Origin of the sequence: Brevibacterium sp. NPDC049920, assembly GCF_040656435.1 — a bacterium.
Lineage (GTDB): Bacteria > Actinomycetota > Actinomycetes > Actinomycetales > Brevibacteriaceae > Brevibacterium > Brevibacterium pityocampae.
In genome coordinates, this window is record NZ_JBFAMF010000006.1 from 173,074 (window position 1) to 194,410 (window position 21,337).

The following is a 21,337-nucleotide window of genomic DNA, read 5'->3' on the forward strand; positions in this document are numbered from 1 at the left end:
AGAGCCCGATGCGTCCGAACGCGGGCCCGTGACTTCGACGTCGCTCAGTAGATCCCGTTGCCGGTGGAGAGGTCGCCGACGACGGCGGAGCCGATCGGTGCACTCGCCGGTCCGGCCTGCCGATTGCCGTACCCGGTGAGAGGCAGAGAACTCGTGGGCCCGCTGATCCCGGTGACGACGACCTTGTTGGTGATGCGGCCGTTCGACGTGAGTCCGTCGCGCCAGTAGAACGCGACATCGGGGTAAGCGGTGTCCCCCGGGTTGGAGGTCGACAGACTCGGGATCCGCGTTCCGGCGGGGACCACCCAGGAGAATCTCGTCGTCCGTGTCGTCGGATCGTAAGCGAGTTTCGTCACTGTGCCGTCGGAACTGCTTGCGGTGAAGCTGCGTTCATCGACGGTCCGCGTATTGAGTCCGACGACCTGGAAGTACACCGTCATCGATGCCGGAAGCGTGAATGCCGAGGTCCCCGGCTGCATCCCGAGGTTGAGGTACGACTGCTGCACGAAGCCGTCGGAGCCCGCGAGCGCCTGATTGAACAGCGCCGAGAACCCCCGCGTGCTCATCGCGAGCGCCGGAGTGGCCGTGACGACCACGAGGGCAGGGGCTGTCCAGGCGGTGGCGGTGATGAAGCGTCGACGGGAACTGTAGGTCGCCACTATCGCATCCTGTCCGCAGCCGCAAAGTTACTCGACAGTATAGGCGCGTCTGCTCGAGCTCTGTCAACCGATTCGATGCAGGGTTCCCTGCCGGGATCGGCGATCAGTCGAGGTTGGCGATCTTCCCGATGCGCGCGTTCGTGAGCATGACGAGGTCGTCGGGCCGGATCTCGATCTCCATGCCGCGGCGACCGGCGGAGACGAACACGGTGCTGAAGTCCTGGGCGGTGCGGTCGAGGACGACCGGGGAGGCATTGCGCTGGCCGAACGGGCTGACCCCGCCGGCGACGTAGCCGGTGCGCCGCTCGGTCTCCGCGATCCCGGCGAGGTGCGCCTTCTTGCCGCCGAGGACCCCGGCGAGCGCCTTGAGGTCGAGCTGGCCGGAGACGGGGACGAGCGCGATGACGGGCTCGGCGTCGACGAGGATCATCAGGGTCTTGAAGACGCGCGCGGAGTCGGTGCCGAGCTGTTCGACCGCTTCCGGGCCGTAGCGCCGGACCGCTGGGTCGTGGTCGAACTCGTGGACCGAGTACTCCACCCCGGCCAGGTTGAGCACGCGCAGTGCCGGTGTCGCTGAGCTGTGAATGCGGGCCGCAATCGACATGTGTGGCTGTAGCCTCCTGCTCGTCTTCATGCTGTCGAGGCATCCGGACCACGCAGTCCGGTCGAACGAGAGTGGTCTGAATACCCCCGCCACTCTAGGTGATGGTTCAGCGTGTGAGCCAATCCACGACTCAGCCCCAGCCGAGCTCGTGCAGCCGGTCGTCGTCGATCCCGTAGTGGTGGGCGATCTCATGGACGATGGTGATCCGGATCTCCGCCCGCAGATGCTCCTCGTCGCGCGCGAAGTCGATGAGCGGGTTCTTGAACAGGACGATGGTGTCCGGGGGCACGAACCCCCAGGAGCCGTCGCGCTCGGTGAGCGGGATCCCGTCGTACACCCCGAGCAGGTCCGGGGTCTCCGGGGGCGGCTCGTCCTCGACGAACAGCGCCACGTTGTCCATGAAGTCCTCGACGCCCGGCGGCAGGTCCGCCATCGCGGCGTCGACGAGGGCGTCGAACCGCGCATCGTCGATCTTCTCCATGCCCCCAGTCTACGAACGCCGGCCGGCGTGCCCCTTCGCCCCGGTGGGCCGTGATGCACCTCACGCCCCGGGGAGCCGTTCCGGTTTTGCAAAGCGTCGCGGCTCTGGGGTAGGCTGACTGAGGTTCAAACGCCGTGAGAACGGTGAGGCAACTGGGCCCCCATCGTCTAGTGGCCTAGGACACCGCCCTTTCACGGCGGCGACACGGGTTCGAATCCCGTTGGGGGTACGTGTACGATGAGCGGATCCCCGCAGCACGAGACAAATGAATATGGCCCTGTGGCGCAGTTGGTTAGCGCGCCGCCCTGTCACGGCGGAGGTCGCGGGTTCGAGTCCCGTCAGGGTCGCGGAGCAATGAAGGCTCTTCTGTTTCAGAAGGGCCTTCGTTCTTCCGTGCGGTACGATGGACCGCACTCGGCTCTGTAGCTCAGTTGGTAGAGCGTTCGACTGAAAATCGAAAGGTCACCGGATCGACGCCGGTCGGAGCCACAGCAGCGATACAGCAGAATCCCGCGGATCCGTTCTCAGGAACCGCGGGATTTTGCCATTCATGCACCGTCAGGACGGCTGCGTCGGCTCGCCCGCGCGCGGGTGCCCGTCTGCGGTCCGGCCCTCGCCGGAGAGGCGCGGCTCCGTCCGCAGCTCCGGCTTCATCCCGGCCTTGTCGGCGTAGAAGGCGCGGATCCGATCCATGTCGGCGGCCATGTTCCCGGTGAGTCGGATCGTCGGCCCCAGCCCGGTGGTGCGGGAGCGTACATCGATGAACCCGAGCGTCACCGGCAGTCCGGTCGCCATCGCGATCCGGTAGAAGCCGCTGCGCCAGCCGTCGCCGGAGCGTGTGCCCTCGGGCGTGACGACGAGCGAGAAGTCCGGCTCGGTGCGCGCTCGCTCGATCACCGCGTCGACGAGCCCGGCCGGGTTCGACCGGTCCACGGGGACACCGCCGAGCATCCGCATGAGCGGGCCGCCGACGCCGCGAAAGAGCTCCTGCTTGCCGAGCCAGCGCACCCGCAGACGTGCGTCCCAGGCGATCGCGAGCATGTGGACGAAGTCCCAGTTCGAGGTGTGCGGGGCGCCCAGCAGGATCCGCGACCCGGTCACCGGCGGATCCTCGCGCACCAGGCGGTAGGAGGTCGCGCGCCACCAGCAGCGGGCGAGAACGCCGCGCAGCGGCATCCGGGGGAGGCGGGCGGAGGCGCCCTCACTGTTCGTCACGAGTCCAAGGCTATCCGGTCCGCCACCGCCTGGAATCACCGCGGTGAGAGTGCAGAATCATGCGGATCCGCTCTCAGGAACCGCAGGAAATTGCCGTTCGGGTGACGCGAGCTGCTGGAGCAGTGCAGGTGCGCTCAGCCGACCGGGTCCTCCGGCAGCGGGGTCTCCGTGAGCAGGGTGTCGGATTCGTCGGCGGCCCGCTGCGGATCCTTGAGCGGGTCCTCCGCGTCGAGCAGCTCGGGCTCGTCGGATCCGCCGGCCGCCGGCTGGCCGTCGCGGCCGTCGAGGGGCTCGGGCGAGTCCGCGTCACCGGGCTGGGCGAGCAGGTCGTCCTCGGCCTCGGGGACCACTGCGTCGAGCGGCTCGGTGGGCAGTGCGGGGTCGTTCGGGGTCGTCGCGCCGTCCGTCATCGTACGTCCTTCCTCGTGCGGTCAGGTGCGTGCTCCAGCCTAGACCCGCGGCGCGCAGGCCGGAACCGGGCCGGGCGCCTCGCCTGCGGTGGCCGAAGGCATGCGCGGAGGTGGACGAGCGGCTGGTCTGCGGTGACCGAGCGCCTCGCCGGCGCTACCGCCGCCGGTCCTCCGACCACCGGTACGAGCCGTCGTCGAGGCGGTGGACGAGCACCGGGATCTCCGGATCGAGGACGAGCCGGTAGCCGCCGGCCCGAGCCTGCTCGTCCGCCGCACGGCGGGCATCCCGGTCCGGCAGCTGCACGCCGGTGCTGCGATCCATGGGCAGGCGGCGCACGATCCGGTCGCGCACCCGCTTGGGCAGCACCGGAGGGCTCTTCCAGTCCATCGTGCGCCGGACGGTCTGCCCGTCCTCGGTGAACCGGAGCGTCAGATGGATCCCCCGCGGGTCCTCGTCGTTCCATGTGTGGGCGTAGCGCTTCCAGTTGTGGAGGATCAGTGCGGACTCGATGACGCCGGGCGTCGTCTGCTGCACCCGCGACATCGGCACGCTGCGGCGGCGCATGACGGTGAAGAAGCCGAATCCGACGACGATGAGCATGATGACGATGATGACGGGTATGAAGACGCCGAATCCCCCTGCGGTGCTCGTCATCGCACACCTCCGCACGCCACTTGGACGACCCGCATCACGAGTGCGCCTTCTCAGCGAACACCCAGCGCTCGGCAGCATGGACCACTCCGAGGCCGAGGGCGGCGACCACGAGGGTGCTCACGGTCCCCAGCGCGATCTCACCGACCGAATGGCCGTCGGGGATGTCGTGGACTCCGACGAAGTACGCTTCCATCGCCACAGGGACGATGAACGCCGCGAGCAGGTGACGCCCCCAGCCACCCTTCCCCTTCCACAGATGGACGGCGGATGACACGACCGCAGCCGCGAACGGGCAGAGGAGGAAGACGTCGTAGAGGCGGTAGGGCAGGATGAAGGTCAGTGCGAGATTGAGCAGCAGGTAGACGGCCGCGCCGGCGGTCCAGGCCCGGATGAGATCACTCATCGCCACGTCTCCCCTCGTCCTGCGGATCGAGCTCGAGCGTTCTCTCGACATCGCGGATGAGGTCGGGGTCCAGCACATCGGATTCACCGACGAGTTCCACCCCGGATACCTGACCGGTGTCCGGATTCGACATGAACCACCAGCGGCCCGTCATCGCGGTCCCCGTGGTGGACGAATAGGTGAACTCGGTCTTGAACGCGGATCGCGCGCCCTCGATCTCGGTCTCCTCGCGCACGTCGGCATGGAAGTCCTTCCCGTATCGCTGCCCCATCTCGGCATCGGCGAAGAGAGTCGATTCCGCATTCACCGGATGGGGCGAGGAACCGTACATCGGCGCGACGCGGAGTCGAGCCCTGGTCTCTCCCTCAGCGCTGTCGTCCAGACCGAACTGCCACGTGTCGTCGAGGGCATCGGCCGGCGATTCGGCCCAACCGTCCGGCACCGCCACTCGGACGTCCTCGAAGCGATGTTCGGTGAAGCCGGATGGGGTGCAGCCGGACAGCGCCAGGAGCACGACGGCCCCGAGCACCGCAGCTGCAGTGTGTAGGTGTCTCATGGGAGTCTCTCCTCACTCGGTGACGTCGGCGCGGACGGCGACGCCCCGGGCCGGAACCCGTCGCCGGGCCGGACCGGGGCGACCTCGCGCGTCACTGCAGGCACGCCTCATTCTGCACGACTTCCCGGTTCCCGGACGGATCCTTCGAGAGGTGGGTAGCTTCGATGAGATCGGCACCGCTGATAGACCTGTCGATGCTGAAGCCGAGCTTGTCGTTGCCGGACCCCTCACTCGCGCCGATCGACGAATCCGCACCGGTCTTCTGATAGGTGTTCGCCCCCAGCTGCCCTTCGTCGTAGGCGAGGTTCGAGAAGTCGGTGACCGTGTCGTTGAGCAGGTGATCGGGTGCGCCGTCGTGCATCATGTCGTAGAGGTTCGGGGCGATGAACCCGGACTGGGTGAAATCCGCCCACTGCTTCATCTTCGCTATCTGCTCCGGGGTCATCCCCTCGGTGTTGAGCGTCATCGTGGTCGTCGTGTATGTGCCGCCGTCGGCACCGATGCTCACGGTCTGACCATCGGCGAGCTTGATCTTCCCGTCGGGACCGACGTTGACCGCCCGCGTCTGGGTGATCCGGATCTCGTAGAGCTCACCGTTCTGGTAGGAGATGCCGACCCGGTCCTTCATGGACGCATCGTATCCGGCGCCGTAGGATCCCTTGTTCCCTTTCACCTCGGCGCTGGCCTCGGCGCGGGCGTTGCCACCGGCTTCGAGCTCGAACTCGTACGAGGTGACGACGCCGCCGTCCTTCGACGTGTCGTTGCGGACGGTGTAGGAGCCTCCGGCGTTCACGGCCGCTTGAGCACTCGCCTCTGCGGAGGGGATACCGGGAATGTCGAGTCCCTCGGGGCTGTCGGTGCCGAGAGGGTTGGAGGCCTCTGCCTCGGCCTCGACCTCGAGACTGCCAGTGGTGTAGGTGACATCCGGGTCCCGCGGCGGGGTCGGGTTGCCGGAGATGAAGCTCGCAGGCCCGCCGAGCCAGCCGCCCGAGGCCCGGTCGGCGATCTGCACGAGAGCGTAGTCCCGGATCTGCTGCTCGAGCGCTGCAGCGTCCTCGGAGTTCGGATCGACGATCCACGTGTCGCCGAGCGAGAGTCCGCCGTTGATCCCGGCAGACGCTTCGGCCCCTTCCGTGGGGGTGGACAGCTTGGCACCGACCTCGCCTTCGCCGACGAGCGTGTACTTGAGCGTGCCGTCGCTCATCTCCTCGATCTTGATCTGGTACCCGCCCTCGATCGTCACGAACTTGACGTCGAGCTTCGCGGAGCTGTTCTCGGTAGTGGTGGAGACGAGACACGTCGGAGGCATGTCGTTGGGGTTCTCGGACTGCTCCGGGACAGCTTCCGGGCCGTCGGATCCGCCGCAGTCCCCGGACCCCCCGTTCTCGGAGAAGATCCGGCACACGGCAGCCTCGAAGTCCTCCGTGACCTGCGGCTGCGTGGCGACCGGCACGACGATCAGAGTCCCGATGATCGCTGAGGCGACGAGAGCGGTCGCGAGGTATTCGACGCTCACCAGCCCGGTGTCGGACATCCGGGTCGTGCGCCGCTTCAAGGAGCGCAGCACCCGTTCCCGGATGGTTGCGGGAACGGGCGGGGAATCCGGCGGATGGGGCATGGGGATGCGGGATCGAGGGGATGAGGAATACATGCCCTCAGGATACGCAGGCCCGTTCCGACGGAGGAGAGCACCGAATCCCACTCATGGACCCAAGCACCCTGGGCCCTCAGGCCCGGTTCTCGCTCCAGCGCACGGAGCCTCGGATCACGCTCCCCCGAACGCCCACAGGCACAGCAGAGCGGCACACAGCATCGCAGGCCCGAAGGGGAAGCTCGTCGAACGCCCCTGACGGGTGAGCACCATGACCACGAGACCGTGGACGAGGCCGAGCACGAGCATCCCGAAGACCCCGACGACCGTCACCAGCGGCCCGAACCACCCGAGAGCCGGCCCCAGGCTCAGTGCCAGCTTGACGTCGCCAAACCCGATCGAGGTCGGGGAGATGAGGAAGAGGGTGAAGAAGAACAGACCGACCCCAGCGCCGGCGAGCAGCGCCATGCCGAATCGGGCCCAATCTCCCCCCGCGGCCGCAGGCACCGCGAGAGCGCCGATCACCAGCGGAACGAGAGGCAGCGTGATGACATCGGGCAGCCGGCGTTCGAGCAGATCGACCCAGATCAGAAGGGGCGCGGCGACGCTCACGAGCAGCGCGGCCCACAGCACTCCGGAATCGGGATCCACGCGCCACACCGTCACGAGCACGGTCGCGAGCGTGCCCAGCACCAGGAGGGCCAGCTCCCCTCGACTGACCCGCCGCGGGAATCTCAGCAGCGGAGACATCGTCTCATTCTCCTCTCCGCCGATTCATCGGCGACGTGACCTCGAACGCCGCGCCGGTCGGCGCTGCGGCCGGCGCTCGCGGGGGGCGCGCTCCTCCCGCGGCGTCAACCGCGCGCGCAGGTGGGCGAGGAGGGCGCCGAGGGCCACCGCGGCCAGCCCCACCCCGAGATCGATGCCGGCGGCGAGGACGAGGGACCCGACCGGCACTCCCGCGTCCCCGATGGCCATCAGGAACGCGGGCAGCACGAACGCGAGCACGAACCCGCTCATGACATTGAGCAGACTCGTCGCCACCGACGCTCGGAGGACGATCAGCCGACCGGTGAGCCACCCCGACACGAGTGCGCGGGCCAGGAAGCCCAGCACGCCGAGCAATGTCGCCGCCGTCGTCGGGCCCGCCACGGTGACGAGAGCAGGCCCGCCGATGAGCGCGATCGTGAGCAGGAGAGCTGTGCAGACCACGAACGCGAGAGTCGAGACGAGCAGAGCGGGACCGTAGAACCTCACTCCTCCTCGGTCTCCTCGATCTCGCAGTCGACGAGCGGTTCGGGTTCCGTCTCGGGATTCGCCAGGTCCATCGATTCTGCCGATTCGAGCATGAGCTCACCCACCCCGCGCTGCGGCACCCCGGACACGAGCGACAGCATCGCTGCCGTGCTCAGCGATCCGGAGCCCGCCCGACCGGGAGCATAGCGCGCGCTGACCAGCACCGCGTCGGCTCCGATCCGATCGGCGAGGGCGTCGACGGGATTGCGGTCGTAGTCGCCGTCGACGACCAGGCGGTCGAACTGGCGACGGGGCAGAACCCGGATCTCGGCAGCTCCGTGACGCACGGTCTCGAACACCGCGTCGAAGGCCTCGGCGTTCCGTGCGGTGCGGAGATCGAGGGAATAGGTCCGGATGGCGAACGGCTCGACGTCGTCCGCCGCGGCCGATGACTGGGACCCGACCTGCTGCGACCGCAGCACGTCCATGTTCCAGCGCTCCCGTGCAGTTCCTGACAGAGTCAAACCGACGGGCACACCCCGCGGATCGTGCTCGATCGCATAGGTCAGCATCCCGGTGATGCCCATCCATGCGGCCATCGACGTGATGCGGGGACTCTCCTGCCACGGCAGCTCGGCGACGGCGAAGGTGGTGTACGAGCCGTCCGCACGGGTGCTCACGATCACCGACCGCTCGGTGGCCCCCGGCACGCTCACCGCCGACACCGCAGCATCAGCGGGACGGTTCTGCATCGCGCCGAGGCCGAGCGCCTCCTGCATTCGGAAGTAGCCTGCACCGACCGTGTCATTGGCCGGTCCAGCGCTGGAATCCGCGACTGCGCGATCCCCCGGAGTGCGCCCGACGAGCCAGCGCCGGGCATCGACATGGGAAGTGAATCCGTGCTCTTCGAAGGGGCCCACCTCAGCGACCGGGCCGCCCTGCGACGCCTCGGCTGCAACCGGGTGGGGCCCGTCGACCTCGACCACGGTCGCCGTCCCGTCCGCGAACAGGCTCAGCTGCGACCGGCCGTCGTCGACGGGTGCGTGGTAGACCGTCGTGCGGGCCTTGCCGGTGATCGCTCCGCGATCGGGGCGACTGCAGGCGAGCGACATCTCCTCGAGCGTCGTGCATGCGCCGAAACGGCTGCACGCATCCTCCTGGATACGATGCCCCAGCTGCGGGGCCACCGGCAGCAGGACTGCGATCACCACGACAGCGGCGAGTCCTCCCCAGATCCCTGCGCCGAGCTCGAGCCGCGGCCCCCTGCGCTTCATGACCGCCCTCGAGGAGCGGGGCAGGCTCGACGGCCGCCCCCGGCGACCGGAGCACGGAGCTGAGACGTCATCAGCCCTCGGCCCCCGTCGCCTGCTGGCCGAGGTAGGACTCCAGATCGAGCTCCCATTCGCCGCTGTCTGCGAACCGGAGCACCGTGCCGTCCTCCTCGATCGCCGCTGCGGGATAGTAGGCGAACATCGGCGAGCTCAGGGTGAACCCGTGGCCGCGGGTCCCGGCGGCCTCGGTGCACAGACAGCTCACCCCGTCGCCCGTCACCGGCCAGTACTGCTGACCCGAGTCGGTGCCGATCACGGTGACATTGCTGCTCGACGGGTTCTGACCGAGGCCGAAGGAGTTCACCCCGAAGTGCAGGTGGGACTTGACCAGGGCGCTGCCGTAGAAGAGATTGCGCTGGATCGGCCCGCCATCGGCCATCGCGAACGCATAGCCGACCCGGACATGGTCCCCCGCCTCGGCCACCTCGAGCAGGTCTATGCGAAGTGGGGTGTCACCACGGTCGCCGGGCTGTTCGAGGATCGCAGAGGCGAGCACACCGTCGGGCGCCTCGGCCCCCGCCATCACCGGCGCCTCCGGCAGCTCCTCACCCGTCTCGACGCTGAGATCGCCCGAGCCGCTCGGCTGGTACACGAACGAGACCCGGCGATTGAGCGCCCGGTTGTCCTCGTTCGGCTTCCCGTCCGCCGTGAGGTTCGGCGCCAATGGATCCGTCTCTCCGAAGCCCTGCGTCGAGAAGGTGAGCCCGGCATCGGCGAGCTTGGGCTCGACATATTCCCGGACGGTCTCCGCCCGCTTCTCCGACAGCGTCTGGTTGTAGTCCTCCTCGCCCTGATCGTCGGTGTGCCCGGCAATGACGACCTCCTGCCCCTGTGCGGTCGTCCGCAGGGTGTCGACGGCGCCGTCGAGGACCTTCTCCGCCTCGCCGTCGAGCTCGCTCGAGTCGACCTCGAAGAGCACGTCCGCGGGCAGGGAGAGCTCGGTCTCCTCGTCCTCGACGTTGACCGAGGACCCGGTGACGGAGCGTATGCGCGATGCGAACGGCAGCACCGCGCGCTGCGCCGATTCCGCACCGTAGCCCGCCGGGAGCGCCCCGCTGTCGCTGCGGATGTCGAACACGGCAGTCCCCTCTGCGGTGTTCTCGAACTGCTGACCCTCGGACACCGGGATCTCGTCGGTCGGCTCGATGAACTCACCGAACATGACCGAGACCTGCTGCGAGGCAGGAGCGGGGAAGTCGGCGTAGAAGAGCTCGATCTCCTCCGGTACGAAGTCCTCCCCCTGCTCCTTGGAGGTCGTCCGTGAGCACAGGCACTCGTTCTTGCGGTCATTGCTCGCGACATCGGTCTCCGCACCGTAGAGCGGTTCGATGAGATGGCCCGACTGCGCGTCGAGCAGCCGGACCCACGGGACCTGATGGAAGTAGTCCGATCCTCCGGTGAGCTCGTGCGAACCGAGGGAGGGACCCGAGGTCGGCCGCAACCAGGCGCCGACGAGCCGGACGCTGTCTCCCGCCCTGTCGAGGGACAGCACCTGGGCCTTCGCAGTCGCCAGGGCCTCACCGGCCTTGGGTTCGGGCAGCTGCACCTCGACCTCCGCGAGCGGGTCGGGCAGCCGAGCGTCCGACCAGTAGCCGTCGATGTCGACGATGCCCCCCGATGCGTCCGTCGTGTCGGGGGACCGGTCGCGTCCGCCGCCGTCGTCCTGGCCACCCGAGCAGCCGACGGCGCCGAGCAGGGCGCCGATGAGGAACAGGCCGGTCAGCGATCGGCGGAAGGGGATCGAAGTCACGGGAGACCTCCTGGGGAATACGGGGATTCGTCACGGGGTGGGTGCGGGGAGCTGTCCGGTACATCGTACCCGGGCCCCCTCCGCACGACCCCGTCCGTTCCCACCCCGTGCTCGATCCCGCCGTCTGCCGGGCGGGATCCGAACTCCACGCGAACTCCGCCTGAACCACGGGCGACGTCCACATAAGCATTTGGCGGGGTGTCCGGGTCCTCCTATGATGGGAGACGCAGATCCCCGGCCGCCCTGTTGCCCTGCCCGCTCAGAAAGTCCCCGATGAAGTCACACCCCTCTCCGCTCCGCACCGACGCTGTCCGCGCGCTCATCCCGCACGAGGACTTCGACGCGCTGCTCGAGCAGCTCGACGCGCCGGAGGACACGTGGGTCGCCCTCATCGTCGATGCCGAACGCGCCACTGAGATCGAGCGCAGGATCAGCCATGCTCGCGCCCGATCCACCGAGAGCAGGGTGCTCATGTTCGAGTCGAACCTCAGTCCGCTCGGCATCCAGGTGCTCACCGAGATCGCCCAGTCCACCCAGACGGAGCTGGATCCGGGTGCGCTGCTCGAACTCCTCCACCGCGTGTCGGGCGCGATCCGGTGTTTCGCAGTGCTCGAATCCGTGGCACGGCTCACGCAGGCTCAGCCGTCGCTCATGCAGCACGCTCTGAGCCTGCTCCCGAGCTCGCGCTTCATTGCGGAGGCGCACGGCCGCGTCCTCCGTGGAACCCGCGCGGAGGACTTCTCCGCGATCCAGCCCTCCGAATCAGCGTCCGTCGCCTTCACCGTCGAAGGCGACCGCCAGGCCACCGAGGCGATCACCGACGCGCTCCTCGCTCGACTGCAGCCGGTGACCGTGGTCCCCCGCAACCGGCCGGCGGGAGCCGGATCACGCTGGTGGGGCCTGGAGCATCCGACCGAGGTCTGTCTGGCCCCTGCGGATCTCGCCCCTCATATCACCACCGTTCGAGAGCAGTCGACCGCGTGCGACTGGTGCGGATTCTCCCGCATCGCGCCGGTCTGCCGCGTCTGCCACCGTCTCGCACCAGACGACCAGGAGTAAGCACCCATGAATCCACGTCAGCGCCGAGGTGTCATCACCCTCGTCATCGCTGCGATCGGCGCGATCGCGGTCTTCCTCGGCGTCGTGTCGTATGTCGGATCGGTGAGTGCCGAGGTGGGTCCGAAGACCACTGTGTACGCGGCGATCGAGGACATCAGCATCCACCAGACGATCGACCCGGGGACTCACCTCGAGACCCAGGAGGTGCCGGACAAGTACGTCACTCCGCAGATGGTGACCCACCTCGATCAGCTGGCCGGGCAGAAGGCCAGGACGGCGATCACGGCCGGCTCGTACATCCAGTCCGACATGCTGGCACCGGTCTCGTCGCTCGAGGACGGACAGCGTGAAATCTCGGTGAACTTCGAAGGGGACGCAGGGATCAACGGCCGGGTCAATCCGGGCGATCTCGTCGATGTGGTCGCGGCCTTCGCCAAGGACCGCGAGAACGACCAGGACGCGAGCTACCGCCGTGCGGACATCCCGTACAACGTCGCCGGTGTCCTCGTCCGCAACGCCGAGGTCGTCGCGGTCGGCCAGCCGGACCAGCAGCTCGCACCCGACGCCGGCCAGGCAGCGGCGCAGGGCGCGCTCGTCGAGACCGTGCCGGTGACCTTCGCGGTTTCGGTCAACGATGCGAGCAAGCTCGCCTATGCCGAGGCGTTCGCAGTATCCCTGCGGATCACACGGTCGGGCAACAACGAGACGGGTTCGACGATCACCGATGACGATCTGTCCTTCGAGGATCCCGATCTCGCACCGGCGCTCGGCTCTGCCGACGGAGGGGGAAACTGATCATGGCACGTGCTGTCATCCTGTCGACCGATGAGCAGAGGGGCTGGGACATCCGCCAGGCGCTCGGCGCCTCCGATGTCGACACCCTGCAGGTCTACACCACGAGCCACGCGCTGCTCCACGGCCTGTCCGCCAATACCGACATCTCCCCCGACATCCTGGTCGTGGACGAGAACTGCGCGCCGATGCCGATGTGGGACCTCGTACGCGAGGTTGCCTCGCGCACTCCTGCGCTCGCGATCCTCGTCGTCCTCGCCGACCCGGCACCGGAGGACTTCGCCGCAGCACTCGACAACGGTGCGCGCGGCGTGGTCCGGTACCCGCTGAGCTACGAGGAGGTCAGCTCACGGGTCGAGAACGCGGTGGCATGGTCCGCCTCGGTCAAACAGGCGGTGCAGAAGCGGTCCGAGAACGAGACCGCAGTGCTCGGCGGCCGACTCGTCGCCATCGCCTCCTCCAAGGGCGGCGCCGGCAGTTCGAGCGTCGCGCTCCACCTCGGGCTGGAGACTGCGCGATCCCGGCCCGGCGACCGGGTGGTCGTCGTCGACCTCGACCTGCAGAAGCCCGATCTGTCGATCCTCCTCGACATCCCGCGGTACCGCGACATCACCGACCTTCTGCCCGTCGTGGAGGAACTCACGCCCCGCCACCTCCAGGACGTCGTCCATGAGCACGCTTCCGGGCTGTCGCTGCTGCTCGGCCCCCAGCACGGCGAACGCGGCGAACTCGTCACCGAGTTCGCCGCCCGGCAGATCCTCGGAATGCTCGTCTCGCGCTCGGATGTCGTCATCGTCGATGTCGGATCAGTCATGGGCGAGGCGAACTCGGTCGCCGTGGAAATGGCGGACGAGGTCATCGTCTGCGCCACTCCGGACGTGCTCAGCCTGCGCGGAGTGCAGCGCATCACCGAGCTGTGGAGCCGCCTGTCGATCAGGGACGGCGGCCCTGTCAAGGCACTCCTCAACAAGGTCGACAAGAAGAGCGACCTCCAGCCCGAGACCGCGCGCAGGATCGTCACGGTCCCCACTCTCAGCACCTCCATCCCCCATGAATTCGCTTCCCTGGAACTTGCGGTGAACCGCAGAGACCCCGAACTCGCCGGCGCCGCCTGGTCGAGCAGAATCGAAGATCTAGGAATAGAGATGTCTCTCATCCCCTCGCACTCCCTCGATGACCGAAGCAGCAGACCCCGATTCCGTTCCGCGAGCCGCAGCACCCGGACCGAGACCGCCCCCGATGCTTCAGACGTCGCCGCAGCTGCTCCGGCCCAGCCCGACTCCCGTGCCGCGACGACGGGCCGATCGCGTTTCCGCTCCGACCGAGGTGCCGTGAGCATCGAAGCCGTCGGGATCACTGCGCTGTTCGCCCTCTTCACCGCCATCGCTTTCCAGGTCCTGCTGGTGGGCGTCACCGCGATCTTCGCGAGCAATGCAGCGAACGAGGGCGCCCGCGCGGCCGCTGTCGGCGCGAGCGCCTCACATGCTGCGCACTCCCATACTCCACAGGGATGGCGCGATGGCCTCCAGGTGAGAGAATCGCCCGGACGGGTCTCGGTCGAGCTCAGCACGCCCCTGCTCGTCCCCACCACCGAAGGGTTCGATCTGACCATCCCCGCGAGCGCCGGAGTCGTGAAGGAGCCGTACTGATGATCACCCGCATGCATGCCGCACTCGCACGGCTCCGCGCCGGCCGGCAGGCCGAGCACGGCGCCGTGAGCATCGAGTTCCTCGCCGGCTCCGTCGTCGTGTTCGCCGCCGTCCTCATCGGCCTGCAGGCACTGCTCGCCATGCACTCGCTGTCGCAGGCGAACTCCGCAGCGCGGAACGCCGCCCGCGCCGAATCGATCGTCGCCGGGAGCGGAGTCGCCGCAGGCAACTCCGCCGTCTCGGAATCACTGCGCGCCGGGACCACGACATCCTGCGCGAACGGCGCGGAGATCCGCTGCACCACCACCGTCAGCGTGCCTGTGCTCAACATCAGCTGGCTCGAGGAGCGCGTGCCTCCCATGCAGGTGTCGCGCACCGCTGTATTCCCACGGACGGAACCCTGACCTCGGATGGCACTTCTTCGCAGAGCACAGCAGCAGGCCGATGTCGCCGATGTCGCCGACCCCGGTGGCGAGAAGCTCACGAGCGAGCAGCTCGCCGTGCGCCAATACCGTCGGCTGCTCCTCGAGGAGATCGACCTCGACGAGCTGAGTAAGCTCGACGCCACACAGCGACGGGTCCGGCTCGAGCGCGTGATGAGCCACCTCATCTCCCGCGACGGCCCGGTGCTCTCCGCCCACGACCGACAGGTGATCATCCGACGCGTGGTCGACGAGGCCCTCGGTCTCGGTGTCCTCGAACCCCTGCTCGCCGACCCCACGGTCACGGAGATCATGGTCAACGGGTATCAGAGCATCTACGTCGAGCGCCGGGGCAGGCTCGAGAAGCTCGATGCGACCTTCACCAATTCGGCGCAGCTCATGCAGACGATCGACCGGATCGTCGCCGGGGTCAACAGGCGAGTCGACGAGTCTTCCCCGATGGTCGACGCCCGACTGCCTTCCGGCGAGCGGGTCAACGTCATCGTCCCGCCTCTCGCTCTCGACGGCCCCACCATGACGATCCGTCGATTCCCCACCCCGTTCACGCTCGACGACCTCATCACCAAGGGCTCGCTCGACGCAGCGACGCGCGATCTCCTCACCGCCTGCGTCAGGGCGCGCTTCAACATCGTCGTCTCCGGAGGCACCGGCACCGGCAAGACCACGATGCTCAACGCCCTCTCCGGACTCATCCCTGACGGTGACCGCATCGTCACGGTCGAGGACTCCGCCGAGCTCCAACTCCAACAGCCGCACGTCATCCGGCTCGAATCGCGCCCGGCCAACGTCGAGGGCAAGGGCGCGGTGACGATCCGTGATCTCGTGCGCAACAGCCTCCGCATGCGGCCCGACCGGATCATCGTCGGCGAGGTCCGCGGCGGCGAAACCCTCGACATGCTGCAGGCGATGAACACCGGTCACGACGGCTCCCTGGTAACGGTGCACGCCAACAACGCCACCGACGCGGTGTCGCGACTGGAGACGCTCGCAAGCATGAGCGAGCTCCCGATCCCGTACGAGGCGCTGCGCGATCAGATCAACAGCGCCGTCGATCTCATCGTCCAGCTGTCGCGCGGGGCCGACGGCAGCCGGCGGATCCAGGAGATCGCGGCGGTGACGTCGCGGAGCCGGGCCCAGTTCGAGCTCACTCCCCTCGTGACGTTCCGGGCGAACGCGCTCGGCGCGGACAGAGTGGTCACCGGCGAGTTCGCCGTCCACCCGATGCCGTACCACCTGGCCCATCGCATGTGGCTGTCCGGATACGAGCTCCCGACGACCTACCCGATCGCCCCTGATCCGGAGACCGGACAAGCGCGCCCGGGCACCCACTCATGAGGGAACTCGTCATTCTCGGCGCCCTCTTCGGAGTGCTCGCTGTCGCCGCGATCGGCTTCTCGGCCTTCATGGTCGGCTCACTCGAGAAGCGCGAGCTGGTGAGGAACCAGACCGAGACCTACCGGCGGAGCTTCCGGGCGCGCTTCGTCACCCCGGTGAATCGTTGGTTCATCGGCACCCGCATCGGCCGACGGCTCGACGACCTCATGCTCCAGGCCAATGTCACGCAGCTCACCCCGGTCGAGTTCGTCCTGATCGGCCTCGTCATCGTCGTCGTGGTCGGCCTGAGCCTCAACACCGTCATGGCGACCTTCTACGCCGTCATGGCCGGGGTGCTCATCGTCGTCGCAATGGTGTACGCGCTCACCATCCTTCGTCACAAGCAGCGGGAGAAGTTCATCGCTCAGCTCCCCGAGTTCGCCCGCATCCTCGCCAACGCGACCGGCGCGGGGCTGTCCATCAACACCGCGCTCCACATCGCCGCCACCGAACTGTCCGACCCGGCCGGGCGCGAGATCCGCCGGATGACGAACGAACTCGACCTCGGAACGCCGATGGACATCGCGTTCGAACGGCTCGAGCGGCGGCTCCCCGGCAAGGATCTCAGCGTGCTCGTGTCCACCCTCGTCATCGCCCACCGCTCCGGAGGATCCCTCATCACGGCACTGCGCGACCTCTCACTCGCGCTCGAGGACCGCAAGGAGACCACCCGAGAGGTCCGCACACTCGTTGCGGAGGCGAGCTACACCGGGTACATGGTCGCCGGCCTCGGAGTGGGTCTGGTCATCATCCTGTCGCTCACGTACAACGACCTGCTGCTCGACCTGACGAGCACGGTCATCGGACAGATCGCGATCGTCATCACCACGGCGTCGTACATCATCGGGATCGTCGCGATCAATCGGCTCACACGGGTGAAGCTCTGATGTGGTCCCTGGCGTTCGGTATCGCAGCACTGCTCATCGCCGGCCTGGCCATGCGCGGCTACGCCCTGGTCAAGACCGACCCGCTGGCTAAGCTCTCGCCCCAGGACCGTGCTCTCATCACCACCTCCGCCAAGCGGAAGCGACGACAGACCGGCCCGCTCGACAGCCTCGCCGCGGCGATCGCGCCCGATGTGGCCAATCTGCTCGGGCCCGCGTACCGACGCTTCGCCAGCGACCGGATCGTCCGGTCCGGCAACGCCGACTATGCGGACTTCCGCCAGTTCATGCAGCAGAAGTGCAAGCTCCTCCTCATCGGTGTCGTGCCGGCAGTGCTCATCAGTGTCCTCGTCCAACCGCTGCTCGGGGTCGGTTTCCTCGTGGCGCTCTTCTTCATCGCCGATATCAGCCTGGCATCGAAGGCATCCGAACGGCAGGAGCAGATCGAGGACGCGCTCCCGGATTTCCTCGACGTCCTCGCAGTGACGGTGTCCGCCGGCCTGTCCTTCCGGGCCGCGCTCGACCGCGTCATAGAAAGGGTCGAAGGGCCGCTGAGCGACGAGCTCCGCCTGACCCTCCGGCAGATGGACGTCGGGCAGTCCCGCAGCGAAGCCTTCGCCGCACTCCGCAGCCGCACCACCTCGGAATCGCTCGAGTCCTTCGTCACCGCTCTCCTCCAGTCCGAGGAGCTCGGCTCCCCGCTGTCCGATGCGCTCGACCAGATCGCCCTCGACATGCGACGCGTCACTGCACAGCGCGCGCGGCAGAAGGCGTCCAAGGCCAATCCGAAGATCTCCGCCGTCGTCACCCTCGTCATGGTCCCCGGCACCATGGTGCTCATCATGGTGAGCATGTACTTCGTCGCCGGTATCGATTTCGGAGAGATCCTCTCCAATCTGCAGGGATGACCGGACATGAGACAGCTGTCGCTACCGGAGACTGATTCCCGCACACACCGTGACATCACGGCCACCAGTCGGCGACCTGGTGCCGTGCTCCTGCAGTCGGGGAAGATCGCCCTGCTCCTCCGCCTGCTCTGCGCGTTCCCCGTGCTGCTGAGCTGGCGCTCCGACCGGGCCCCGGCGGTCGAGGTCGTGCTCGTGCTCGTCACCACGGTACTGTCCGGTGTGCTCATCATCTGGTGGTCGCGCGTCGTGCCGTTCCTGCTCCGCCACCCCGCAGTCGTCCTCGTCGACATCATCGCCTCCTTGGCGCTGCTCGCACTCCAGGGGCCCGATTCCCCGTTCGTCGCCTACATGTTCAGCTCGGCTCTCCTCATCGGCATGCTGTACGCGTACCCAGGGCGCGAGCTGCTGTCAGCCCTGCTCATCACCGGCCTCACCGCAACGGTGTTCCTCGACCACCTCGCTGACCCGACGCGCTCGAACGGGCCGGTCGATGTGTCTCTCGTCGGCTCGATCGTCGTCATCGTCATCGCAGTGGTCATCGGGAGCTCGCTGCGCACCCTGCAGTCCCAGGTGGACGCCTCTCTCGTGGTGGCGCAGCAGTCCGCCCGCGACGCCGCGCTCGGGGAAGAACGCTCTCGTCTGGCGCGCGAGCTCCACGACTCGCTCGTCAAGACGCTGGTCGGCATCGGGCTGCAGGCGAAGGCGCTCGCCATGACCCAGCCCGGAGCGCAGCCGACCGCCCGGTCGATCAGCGAAGCCGCCGCCGATGCGGTCGCGGAGTCGCGGAGGATCCTCACGAACCTCCGCACGGATTCGACGCCCTCGCTCAACACACTGCTCCAGCGGACCGCAGAGGAGATCGGCGTGCTCCACGGGGTTCCCGTCGATGTGCGGCTGAGCCACGATCTGCCTTTCGATGAGAAGCACCGGCACAACATCTGCAAGGTCGCCGAGGAGGCGCTGACGAACGCCGCGCTCCACTCCTCCACCGAGCGGATCGATCTCACCACCCACGTTCACAGCGGGGTGTTCGAACTCGTCGTCACCGACCACGGCCGCGGATTCGCCAAACATGATCGCACCCGCCAGGCCGAGGGACATTTCGGCCTCGCAGGCATGGAGGAGCGTGCTGCGCAGATCGGTTCCTCGCTCGCGATCAGGTCGCGACCGCGCCACGGGACCACCATCACCCTTCGTCACCGGATCCCAGAGGAGGTCATCGATGTCTGAAGCACTGCGGGTGCTCATCGCCGACGACAACAGAGTCGTGAGAATGGGCCTGGAGCAGATCATCGATTCGTCCGACGGGCTCGAGCTCGTCGGCTCGGCGTGCGACGGGCAGGAAGCGATCGACCTCGGCGAGCGCCTCCGTCCCGATGTCTGCCTCCTCGACGTCCGGATGCCCCGACGGGACGGCGTGTCGGCGGCCCGTGAGCTGTCGCAGATCACCACCGTCGTCATGCTCACCCACAGCGAGGAGTCGGAGATCATCGAGGGCGCGCTGGAAGCAGGGGCGAAGGGATACGTCGTCTACCACGAGCTCGATGTCGAGGGGCTCTCGCACGCGCTCCGCTCCGTGGTTCGCGGCAGCATGCTCATGTCGTCGACCGCAGCCGATGTCATACTCTCGAACCACACGCGCCGCAAACAGACCGGCTCGGACCACATCCCGGAGCACTCGGGCGGATCCGCACCGTTCGGACTGAGCCGGCGTGAGCACGAGGTCATGGAGCTCGCCGCAGACGGACTGACCAACAGACAGATCGCCCAGCGCCTTTTCCTCAGTGAGAAGACCGTGAAGAACCACATCAACCACATCTTCTCGAAGCTCGACGTCGCGAACCGTGCAGAAGCGGTGAGCGTCTGGTTCAAGAAGCTCCGATGAGACAGGGGAAGAGATGCGCTCCTGGACCCGGTCCTGGGCCCCTGTGCCCTCCCGATTCCGCTCTCAGACGTGGACAATGAAGACGTACCCTGCTCGCTCCCCGAGGACAGTATGATCCCCATGCTCCGCTTACGCGCCCTCCGGCCACCCCCGTCCCTCTTCGACCTGCGCCGCCGCGACCCCGAATCCGGCCAGGTCTCGATCGCGCTCGTCCTCGTCTCGGTCGCCGTCATCGGCGCCTCGCTGCTGTTCATGATCTTCGGTGAGGCCGTCGATCGGAAGACCGAGGCGCAGAAGGCGGCGGACTCCTCGGCGCTCGCCGGCGCCGAGGCCGCCCGCGGCAACTGGATCACGGCTTGGTTGGGCGGGCAGTCCATCACTGTCAGCAAGCCCACTCCTCCGCCGCCACCTCCGCCCCCGCCGCCGGCGGACCCTTCGGACCCCGATCCTCCGCCTCCCCCACCTCCACCGCCGGAGGACGAGGAGGAGGAGATCTTGTTCACCTTCGTCGCCCCGGACCCCTTCTGGGCGGCAGCGGGGTGGACGGGATACCCCAGCGCGAGCAGCTTCGCGGCGAAGAACGACTCGGTGATCCTCACCCAGTACCAGGTCGAGTCACCGCGCACCATCGCTGTGGACGTGTCGACCCAGTCCAAGGCCGTCAAGTCTCCGCAGGGCAAGAAGATCCAGGAGACCCTCACGGCGCCGGGCAGCGCAGCCGCCGAGGTCCGTACCCCGCCCGGCCTGACCTGCATGCCCGAGGGAATGCCGAGCCTCGAGGCGTGGACGCTCGTGTGCACGAGCATCTACGGGTCGGCCCGCGCCTATTATGTCGGCCCGACCTATATCTCCCACGACCACGATGCCTTCGAACGGATGTTCAAGATCAAGCTCGTCGAGTGAGCATTCCCCACCTGCCACGAGGGCACCCGGCTCCGCGCCGGGTGCCCTCAGTCCATTCATCCCCCACAGCGCTCCCGTCCACCAGTCGATCGCCCGCACGAGCGCACTGCCCCCCGGGGGCCCATTCGGCTGGGCCCAATCGCTTTGGGTCCACTCCCGGAACCGGAGACCCTTCTGACGCTCACATCGACCCGGCAGACTGAAGTCACAAGCTCGGCAACGAACCGAAAGGACTTCACCATGAACGCTCTCACCAAGATGACCCAGGCCATCCGCACCAACCGCGAGACCGGCGCCGTCTCGATCGAGTACCTCGCGATCGCCCTCGTCGTCGCTGTCGTCGTCGGCATCGTCATCGCAGCCGCCAGCGGCATCGATCTCACCGGCCCCTTCCAGGAAGCCGTTGATTCGATCTTCGCCAACTGACCCCCACCCCTCGAACACCCACCATCCCCGAAAGGACTTCACCATGAACGCTCTCACCAAGATGACCCAGGCCATCCGCACCAACCGCGAGACCGGCGCCGTCTCGATCGAGTACCTCGCGAT

24 protein-coding genes and 3 tRNA genes are annotated in these 21,337 nt (G+C 67.7%); 14 read left to right on the forward strand and 13 right to left on the reverse strand.

Translation table 11 applies throughout. From position 1 onward, the window contains the following. Positions 1–44: 44 nt before the first annotated feature. The 3 genes from AB0I45_RS07960 to AB0I45_RS07970 form a co-directional block, all read right to left on the reverse strand. Positions 45–659 carry a hypothetical protein gene (locus AB0I45_RS07960; RefSeq protein ID WP_360317679.1) on the reverse strand — a complete coding sequence of 205 codons (615 nt, stop codon included), beginning with the start codon at positions 657–659 and terminating at the stop codon, positions 45–47. Positions 660–762: 103 nt separating this feature from the next. Further along, entirely contained in the window at positions 763–1,263 is a 501-nt protein-coding gene (ybaK, locus tag AB0I45_RS07965; RefSeq protein ID WP_247423490.1) for a Cys-tRNA(Pro) deacylase, read from the reverse strand. Positions 1,264–1,393: 130 nt separating this feature from the next. After that, a complete protein-coding gene (locus tag AB0I45_RS07970) occupies positions 1,394–1,744 on the reverse strand; it encodes a metallopeptidase family protein (protein ID WP_247423492.1) in 351 nt (116 codons plus the stop codon). Between the two features lie 156 nt (positions 1,745–1,900). Between AB0I45_RS07970 and AB0I45_RS07975 the strand changes: the two genes are divergently transcribed. The 3 genes from AB0I45_RS07975 to AB0I45_RS07985 all read left to right on the forward strand — a co-directional run bounded on the left by AB0I45_RS07975 (position 1,901) and on the right by AB0I45_RS07985 (position 2,233). Further along, a tRNA-Glu gene (locus AB0I45_RS07975) sits at positions 1,901–1,973 on the forward strand. A gap of 44 nt (positions 1,974–2,017) precedes the next feature. Next, a tRNA-Asp gene (locus tag AB0I45_RS07980) sits at positions 2,018–2,091 on the forward strand. A 69-nt stretch (positions 2,092–2,160) separates the two neighbouring features. Further along, positions 2,161–2,233, forward strand: a tRNA-Phe gene (locus AB0I45_RS07985). 69 nt (positions 2,234–2,302) lie between these two features. On the opposite strand, the gene AB0I45_RS07990 is transcribed toward AB0I45_RS07985, so the two are convergent. The 10 genes from AB0I45_RS07990 to AB0I45_RS08035 all read right to left on the reverse strand — a co-directional run bounded on the left by AB0I45_RS07990 (position 2,303) and on the right by AB0I45_RS08035 (position 10,891). After that, positions 2,303–2,920 (reverse strand): 1-acyl-sn-glycerol-3-phosphate acyltransferase, encoded by a 618-nt coding sequence (locus tag AB0I45_RS07990; protein WP_137320382.1) that lies wholly within the window; start codon positions 2,918–2,920, stop codon positions 2,303–2,305. 173 nt (positions 2,921–3,093) lie between these two features. After that, positions 3,094–3,369, reverse strand: coding sequence for a hypothetical protein (locus AB0I45_RS07995; protein ID WP_137318823.1), 276 nt, complete (start codon positions 3,367–3,369; stop codon positions 3,094–3,096). A 154-nt stretch (positions 3,370–3,523) separates the two neighbouring features. Beyond that, positions 3,524–4,024, reverse strand: coding sequence for a hypothetical protein (locus AB0I45_RS08000; protein ID WP_360317684.1), 501 nt, complete (start codon positions 4,022–4,024; stop codon positions 3,524–3,526). 34 nt (positions 4,025–4,058) lie between these two features. Beyond that, a complete protein-coding gene (locus tag AB0I45_RS08005; RefSeq protein WP_137318821.1) occupies positions 4,059–4,427 on the reverse strand; it encodes a hypothetical protein in 369 nt (122 codons plus the stop codon). Continuing rightward, complete coding sequence (locus AB0I45_RS08010) at positions 4,420–4,956, reverse strand: hypothetical protein (protein WP_137318820.1); 537 nt, start codon at positions 4,954–4,956, stop codon at positions 4,420–4,422. The genes AB0I45_RS08005 and AB0I45_RS08010 overlap by 8 nt, the downstream gene beginning before the upstream one ends. Positions 4,957–5,074: 118 nt before the next feature. Then, the gene (locus tag AB0I45_RS08015) at positions 5,075–6,499 is read right to left on the reverse strand and encodes a hypothetical protein (RefSeq protein WP_247423496.1); all 1,425 of its coding nucleotides are present in this window, start codon (positions 6,497–6,499) and stop codon (positions 5,075–5,077) included. 249 nt (positions 6,500–6,748) lie between these two features. Beyond that, positions 6,749–7,324, reverse strand: coding sequence for a prepilin peptidase (locus AB0I45_RS08020; RefSeq protein WP_137318818.1), 576 nt, complete (start codon positions 7,322–7,324; stop codon positions 6,749–6,751). A gap of 24 nt (positions 7,325–7,348) precedes the next feature. Then, positions 7,349–7,831 carry a hypothetical protein gene (locus AB0I45_RS08025; RefSeq protein WP_345029541.1) on the reverse strand — a complete coding sequence of 161 codons (483 nt, stop codon included), beginning with the start codon at positions 7,829–7,831 and terminating at the stop codon, positions 7,349–7,351. Next, entirely contained in the window at positions 7,828–9,084 is a 1,257-nt protein-coding gene (locus AB0I45_RS08030; protein ID WP_360317690.1) for a hypothetical protein, read from the reverse strand. The genes AB0I45_RS08025 and AB0I45_RS08030 overlap by 4 nt, the downstream gene beginning before the upstream one ends. Before the next feature lie 70 nt (positions 9,085–9,154). Further along, positions 9,155–10,891: an OmpA family protein gene (locus tag AB0I45_RS08035; protein ID WP_247423504.1), complete on the reverse strand. Its 1,737-nt coding sequence runs from the start codon at positions 10,889–10,891 to the stop codon at positions 9,155–9,157. Positions 10,892–11,164: 273 nt separating this feature from the next. On the opposite strand from AB0I45_RS08035, the gene AB0I45_RS08040 reads away from it, so the two are divergent. The 11 genes from AB0I45_RS08040 (at position 11,165) to AB0I45_RS08090 (ending at position 21,214) form a co-directional block, all read left to right on the forward strand. Continuing rightward, positions 11,165–11,950 carry a hypothetical protein gene (locus AB0I45_RS08040; protein ID WP_265809621.1) on the forward strand — a complete coding sequence of 262 codons (786 nt, stop codon included), beginning with the start codon at positions 11,165–11,167 and terminating at the stop codon, positions 11,948–11,950. A gap of 6 nt (positions 11,951–11,956) precedes the next feature. Beyond that, positions 11,957–12,745 (forward strand): Flp pilus assembly protein CpaB, encoded by a 789-nt coding sequence (gene cpaB / locus AB0I45_RS08045; protein WP_137318813.1) that lies wholly within the window; start codon positions 11,957–11,959, stop codon positions 12,743–12,745. A 2-nt stretch (positions 12,746–12,747) separates the two neighbouring features. Then, the gene (locus AB0I45_RS08050) at positions 12,748–14,391 is read left to right on the forward strand and encodes an AAA family ATPase (RefSeq protein ID WP_265809623.1); all 1,644 of its coding nucleotides are present in this window, start codon (positions 12,748–12,750) and stop codon (positions 14,389–14,391) included. Next, positions 14,391–14,795 (forward strand): hypothetical protein, encoded by a 405-nt coding sequence (locus AB0I45_RS08055; protein WP_137318811.1) that lies wholly within the window; start codon positions 14,391–14,393, stop codon positions 14,793–14,795. The genes AB0I45_RS08050 and AB0I45_RS08055 overlap by 1 nt, the downstream gene beginning before the upstream one ends. A gap of 6 nt (positions 14,796–14,801) precedes the next feature. After that, a complete protein-coding gene (locus AB0I45_RS08060; RefSeq protein WP_137318810.1) occupies positions 14,802–16,169 on the forward strand; it encodes a CpaF family protein in 1,368 nt (455 codons plus the stop codon). After that, entirely contained in the window at positions 16,166–17,095 is a 930-nt protein-coding gene (locus tag AB0I45_RS08065; RefSeq protein WP_247423513.1) for a type II secretion system F family protein, read from the forward strand. The genes AB0I45_RS08060 and AB0I45_RS08065 overlap by 4 nt, the downstream gene beginning before the upstream one ends. Next, positions 17,095–18,000 (forward strand): type II secretion system F family protein, encoded by a 906-nt coding sequence (locus AB0I45_RS08070; protein WP_360317697.1) that lies wholly within the window; start codon positions 17,095–17,097, stop codon positions 17,998–18,000. Before AB0I45_RS08065 ends, AB0I45_RS08070 begins: the two co-directional genes overlap by 1 nt. An 84-nt stretch (positions 18,001–18,084) precedes the next feature. Continuing rightward, positions 18,085–19,230, forward strand: a complete 1,146-nt coding sequence (locus AB0I45_RS08075) for a histidine kinase (RefSeq protein WP_360317700.1) — start codon at positions 18,085–18,087, stop codon at positions 19,228–19,230. Further along, positions 19,223–19,885 (forward strand): response regulator transcription factor, encoded by a 663-nt coding sequence (locus AB0I45_RS08080; protein ID WP_360317703.1) that lies wholly within the window; start codon positions 19,223–19,225, stop codon positions 19,883–19,885. Before AB0I45_RS08075 ends, AB0I45_RS08080 begins: the two co-directional genes overlap by 8 nt. 120 nt (positions 19,886–20,005) lie before the next feature. Further along, entirely contained in the window at positions 20,006–20,788 is a 783-nt protein-coding gene (locus AB0I45_RS08085; RefSeq protein ID WP_345029515.1) for a Tad domain-containing protein, read from the forward strand. A gap of 240 nt (positions 20,789–21,028) precedes the next feature. Next, the gene (locus AB0I45_RS08090) at positions 21,029–21,214 is read left to right on the forward strand and encodes a hypothetical protein (protein WP_265809628.1); all 186 of its coding nucleotides are present in this window, start codon (positions 21,029–21,031) and stop codon (positions 21,212–21,214) included. The last annotated feature ends 123 nt before the right edge of the window (positions 21,215–21,337 follow it).